At 67.4% G+C, this 5,385-nt stretch carries 4 protein-coding genes and 2 pseudogenes; 1 reads left to right on the top strand and 5 read right to left on the bottom strand.

Annotated features, from left to right (window positions below; genetic code table 11):
• From EQG76_RS17920 to gltX, 5 genes and pseudogenes are all read right to left on the bottom strand, one after another.
• Positions 1 to 202 (bottom strand): annotated as a pseudogene (locus EQG76_RS17920) (HAD family hydrolase); the annotation flags it as partial.
• 41 nt (positions 203 to 243) lie between these two features.
• Positions 244 to 489 carry a hypothetical protein gene (locus EQG76_RS17915; protein ID WP_159715751.1) on the bottom strand — a complete coding sequence of 82 codons (246 nt, stop codon included), beginning with the start codon at positions 487 to 489 and terminating at the stop codon, positions 244 to 246.
• Positions 490 to 650: 161 nt separating this feature from the next.
• Positions 651 to 1,853, bottom strand: a complete 1,203-nt coding sequence (locus EQG76_RS17910) for a pyridoxal phosphate-dependent aminotransferase (RefSeq protein WP_159715750.1) — start codon at positions 1,851 to 1,853, stop codon at positions 651 to 653.
• A gap of 125 nt (positions 1,854 to 1,978) precedes the next feature.
• On the bottom strand, positions 1,979 to 3,283 hold the full coding sequence (locus tag EQG76_RS17905) for a citrate synthase (RefSeq protein WP_159715749.1): 1,305 nt from the start codon (positions 3,281 to 3,283) through the stop codon (positions 1,979 to 1,981).
• Between the two features lie 147 nt (positions 3,284 to 3,430).
• Complete coding sequence (gltX, locus tag EQG76_RS17900) at positions 3,431 to 4,858, bottom strand: glutamate--tRNA ligase (protein WP_159715748.1); 1,428 nt, start codon at positions 4,856 to 4,858, stop codon at positions 3,431 to 3,433.
• Between the two features lie 87 nt (positions 4,859 to 4,945).
• On the opposite strand from gltX, the pseudogene EQG76_RS17895 reads away from it, so the two are divergent.
• Positions 4,946 to 5,385: pseudogene (locus tag EQG76_RS17895) on the top strand (hypothetical protein); the annotation flags it as partial.

Here is a 5,385-nt window from a genome sequence, read left to right as displayed (position 1 = left end):
TCTCGCGCAGCAAAGCGCGGGTGAACAGCCCGCCGCTCATGCCGATCTTGCGGTGGATGCGCCAGATCGACAGCTCGATGCCGCTCTCCAGCAGCGCATGGTGCCACGCCAGGACATGCTGGTACACGCTATCGACGAGCGTGCCGTCGAGGTCGAACACCAGCGCAGTAGGGCGAGGTGCGATGGTCGAGTCCGCCGTCATCCAGGTTGCCCTTCGCTGCCCCGGCCGGCTCGGACCCGGGTTCAGGCCGGAACCGTCGCCATGCCTGCGTCGCCACTCTCCTGCGCCTCGCCCGGCATGGCATTCAGCCGGGCCCGCAGCATGACCCTGAAGCTGTCCTGCAGCCGGCCACTGCGGCAGAACTCCTCGAACTCGTGCTCGGCATCCAGGATCGAGCCGTAATAACGCTGCATCAGTACCTCGGGTTCCATGCCCAGGCGCCTGGCAGCCAGCGCCAGCAGCTCCACGTCGGACATGAACGGGTTCATGTGGAGGTCCCCCCTCACTCGATTATGACAGTCCGGAGGCGTTTTCCGGAAGGGACCTGCCTAGAACCGACGCCGGGCGACGTCCAGGGGGGAACGCGTTACAGGTGCAATCCGGTATCCGGCAACACGCCGCCTGATGCGTTCCCCCGGGTCGGAACCGTTCAGGAGAGCGCCGCGCAGGCCTTCTGGATCCGCGCACAGGCATCCTCCAGAACGTCGGTCGCGGTCGCGTAGGAGATCCGGAAGAACGGGTCCAGTCCGAATGCGCTGCCATGGACCACGGCCACGCCGACACCTTCCAGGAGGTAGCGGGCGAAGTCCTCGCTCGACCCGATCACCTGGCCATCCGGGGTCTTCCTGCCGATCACGCCCTGGCAGGACGGATAGACATAGAAGGCGCCCTCGGGCTTGTGGCAGGACAGACCTTGCGCCTCGTTCAGCCGCGCCACCACCATGTCGCGGCGCTGCCGGTAGACCTCGTTGCGCTCCGGCAGGAAGGACAGGTCGCCCTCCAGTGCGGCCACCGCCGCCGCCTGGCTGATCGAGCTGGGGTTGGAGGTGCTCTGCGACTGGATCGTGCCCATCGCCTTGATCAGGTCCTTGGGCCCGCCCGCGTAGCCGATCCGCCAGCCGGTCATGGCGAACGCCTTGGACACGCCGTTGCAGGTGAGCGTGCGCTCCATCAGGCGCGGCTCGACCTGGGCCGGGGTCGCGAAGGTGAAGCCGTCATAGACCAGGTGCTCGTACATGTCGTCGGTCATGACGTAGACCTGCGGGTGCTTCAGCAGCACCTCGGTCAGTGCCTTGAGCTCCGCCGCGGTGTAGGCGCTGCCGGTGGGGTTGCTCGGCGAGTTCAGCACCAGCCACTTGGTCTTGGGCGTGATCGCCCGGTCCAGATCCCCGGCCTGGAGCTTGAAGCCATGCTGCTCCAGGCAGGGCACAAACACCGGGGTGCCGCCGGCCAGCAGCACCATGTCGGGATAACTCACCCAGTAGGGTGCCGGGATGACCACCTCGTCGCCCGGGTTCAGCGTCGCCATGAAGGCGTTGTAGAGCACCTGCTTGCCGCCGGTGCCGACCGTGATCTGCTCGGGCGCATAAGCCAGGCCGTTCTCGCGGCTGAACTTGGCGACGATCGCCTTCTTCAGACGCGGCGTCCCGTCCACGGCGGTGTACTTGGTCTGGCCCTGGTTGATCGCGTCGATCGCCGCGGCCTTGATGTAGTCGGGCGTGTCGAAATCCGGCTCGCCGGCGGCGAGCCCGATCACGTCCCGGCCCTTGGCCTGGAGCTCGCGGGCGAGGTTGGTGATCGCGATAGTCGGCGAGGGCTTGATCCGGCCCAGCGCCGCGGAGATGAGAGCCATGGAAAGCTACCCGAGCATGGTCGAGACGGTTTGCGACCTGCATCTAGCAGGCAAATCCCGTACTTCCCACCCCTGCCGCCGCACGGCGCCCCGGGATTCGTGCAGCGGCAAGACGATCGGGCCGCTCAGCCGCGCCGGTCGAGCGGGACAAAGGAGCGGCGGTCGTAGCCCGTATAGAGCTGGCGCGGCCGGCCGATCTTCTGCTCGGGATCCTGAATCATCTCGTCCCACTGCGCGACCCAGCCGACGGTGCGGGCTAGGGCGAAGATCGCCGTGAACATCTTGGACGGGATGCCCAGCGCCTCCAGGATGATGCCCGAATAGAAGTCGACGTTCGGGAACAGCTTGCGCTTGACGAAATATTCGTCGGAGAGCGCGATCCTCTCCAGCTCGCGCGCGATCGCCAGCAGCGGGTTGTCGGCCTTACCGAGCTGCGCCAGCACCTGGTCCGCACTTTCCTTCAGCACCTGGGCACGCGGGTCGTAGTTCTTGTAGACCCGGTGGCCGAAGCCCATCAGGCGGAAGCCGCTGTCCTTGTCCTTGGCCTTCTCGATGAACTCCGGGATGCGCGACGGGTCGCCGATCTCGCGCAGCATGGTGAGCACCGCCTCGTTAGCGCCGCCATGGGCGGGACCCCAAAGGGCGGCGATGCCGGCCGCGATCGCCGCATACGGGCTGGCCCCGGTCGAGCCCACCAGGCGGACGGTCGAGGTCGAGGCGTTCTGCTCGTGGTCGGCATGGAGGATGAAGATCCGGTCCAGCGCCTTCGCGTGGATCGGGTCGACCTCGTAGCGCTCGCAGGGCACCGAGAACATCATGTGCAGGAAGTTCTCGGCATAGGAGAGGTCGTTGCGCGGGTACACGAACGGCTGGCCGATCGTGTACTTGTAGGCCATCGCCGCGATGGTCGGCAGCTTCGCGATCAGCCGGTGCGTCGCGATCATCCGGTGGTGCGGATCGTCGGAGTTCAGGTCCTCGTAGTAGAAGGCCGAGAGCGCCCCCACCACGCCGATCATCACCGCCATCGGGTGGCTGTCGCGGCGGAAGCCGCGGAACAGGAAGTGGATCTGCTCGTGCAGCATCGTGTGGTAGGTGATGTCGCGCACGAACTGGGCCTTCTGCGCGGCCGTCGGCAGCTCGCCGTTCAAGAGGAGGTAGCAGACCTCCAGATAGTCGCTCTTGGTCGCCAGTTCCTCGATCGAGTAGCCGCGATGGAGCAGCACGCCCTCGTCGCCGTCGATATAGGTGATCCTGGAGGTGGTGCTGGCGGTCGACGTGTAGCCGGGATCGTAGGTGAACATCCCGGTCTGGGCGTACAGCTTGCGGATGTCGATGACGTTGGGCCCAAGCACGCCGCCCAGCACGGGGAGCTCGGCGGTCTTGCCATCGGGCATGGTCAAGGTCGCCGACTTGCCGGTTGAAGCTGTCATCGGGCTCTCCTCGTTGTCCCTTGCATTATCGAAACACCAGTCTTCACCCGGTCAGGCCGGAGATTGGTACGGAATGTCCTTGGTCGGCATCTGCCTGCGGCGCATCGATGCGTGCATGAAACGCAGCATCGACGAGCCGGTTGCACCTTAGCGCCGGCTGTTCTTCTCCGGGTTACGTCCGGCCGCAGCGTCCTCCAGCCGGGCCCCGACCTCGTCCCTGCCCAGCACCACCATGACCTCGAATAACCCGGGTGACACCGTAGAACCAGTCAGTGCCACACGGAGCGGCTGCGCCAGCTTGCCGAATCCCAGCCCGATCTCTGTGGCATAGGCCCGGCACTCGGCTTCCAGCGTCGCCTCGTCGAACGGCTCGACCGCCGCCAGTCGTGCCGCCACCGCACCCAGCCGCTCGCGCGCTGCCGGGTCGAGCAACTTGGCGGCATCGCTGGCGATCCGGATCGGGCGCGGCTCCACGTAGAAGGCCGCCGCCTCGGCCAGTTCCACTAGAGTCCGGCACCGCGCCTTGAGCCCACCCATCCCTGCCTGGAGCCGCGCCGTGCCGGCCTCGTCCAGCGTGAAGCCGGCCCCCTCCAGGATCGGGCGGATCAGCCCGATCAGGCCCTCGTCGGCACGCGCCCGCAGCCAATGGGCGTTGAGCGAGGTCAGCTTCTGCATGTCGAAGCGCGACGGCGAGCGGCCGACCTGGGCCATGTCGAACCAGCGAATCGCGTCCTCGGTGGAGATCACGTCGGCATCGCCGTGTGACCAGCCCAGCCGCATCAGGTAGTTGCGCATCGCTTCCGGCAGCATGCCCATGTCGCGATAGGCCTCGATGCCGAGCGCGCCATGGCGCTTGCTGAGCTTGGCCCCGTCCGGCCCGTGGATCAGCGGGATGTGGCCGAAGGTGGGCGGCTCGGCACCCATCGCCCGGTAGAGCTGCACCTGGCGGAAGGTATTGGTCAGGTGGTCGTCGCCGCGGATCACGTGGGTGATACCCATGTCGGCATCGTCCACCACCACGGACAACATGTAGGTGGGCGTGCCGTCGCCGCGCAGCAGGACCATGTCGTCGAGCTGGATGTTCGCCACGGTGACCTCGCCCTGGACCATGTCCTGGACGGTGGTCTCGCCGGTCTGGGGCATCTTCAGCCGGATCACCGGGTCGACGCCGGCAGGCGCCAGCGATGGGTCGCGGTCGCGCCAGGTGCCGTCATAGCGGGGCTGGCGGCCTTCCGCGCGCGCCTTGGCACGCATCGCCTCCAGCTCTTCCGGGGTCGACCAGCAGCGATAGGCCTTACCCTCGGCCAGCAGCCGGTGCGCGACCTCGGCGTGGCGGGCGGCGCGGGCGAACTGGAAGACCGGCTCCTCGTCCCAGTCCAGGCCCAGCCATTCGAGGCCCTGGAAGATCTTCTGGATCGCGTCCTCGGTGCTGCGCGCGCGGTCGGTGTCCTCGATGCGCAGGAGGAACTTGCCGCCCTTGGACCGGGCGAACAGCCAGTTGAACAGAGCCGTACGCGCCCCGCCGATATGCAGATAGCCCGTCGGCGAGGGTGCGAACCGGACGATTACACTCATCAGTTGATATCCTGCCCGACCCGAATTAACCTTAAGTTGATGCGACGCTAACCCGCGCGTCGCGCTTTAGCACGGGACCGCTCGCAGGTGCAGCAAGGTCGGACGACCTGGTCGGCGGCAGTCCGGCAGGGTGCCGGGGCGGGTGCCATCCGCTCGTTCGCGGTGCTCCTCGCCCTGCACCGCCTGCTCCTGGCGGAACGGCATCGCTGGGCGCTGTGGGCACCCGTGCTGATGGGGCTGGGCGTCCTCCTGTTCATGGCCCCACCGGACGATCCGGCAGGCGGCTGGACGGGCATTGCCCTCCTCGTCCTGGCCGCTGCCGCCGCTCTCACCCTGTATGCCCTCTATGCCCGCCAGACCGCCCTGGCGACCCTGGCCTGCCTCATGGCCGCCCTGCCGGCGGGATATCTGATCGCCGTCTGGCGCACCGTACAGGTCGACACGATCTCGCTGGCCCGCCCGCTCACCCTGGAGGTGGAGGGCCGCATCGTCGCGATCGAGGGGCGGGCGCGCGGCCACCGCCTGAC

The sequence above is a fragment of the Geminicoccus flavidas genome (genome assembly GCF_009806515.1).
Taxonomy (GTDB): Bacteria; Pseudomonadota; Alphaproteobacteria; order Geminicoccales; family Geminicoccaceae; genus Geminicoccus; species Geminicoccus flavidus.
This window is presented reverse-complemented; position numbering and strand designations above follow the sequence as displayed.

Bases quoted from the DNA above. Each gene is read 5' to 3' on its own strand.
- EQG76_RS17915 (WP_159715751.1), bottom strand. From the start codon at position 489: ATGAACCCGTTCATGTCCGACGTGGAGCTGCTGGCGCTGGCTGCCAGG.
- EQG76_RS17910 (WP_159715750.1), bottom strand. From the start codon at position 1,853: ATGGCTCTCATCTCCGCGGCGCTGGGCCGGATCAAGCCCTCGCCGACT.
- EQG76_RS17905 (WP_159715749.1), bottom strand. From the start codon at position 3,283: ATGACAGCTTCAACCGGCAAGTCGGCGACCTTGACCATGCCCGATGGC.
- gltX (WP_159715748.1), bottom strand. From the start codon at position 4,858: ATGAGTGTAATCGTCCGGTTCGCACCCTCGCCGACGGGCTATCTGCAT.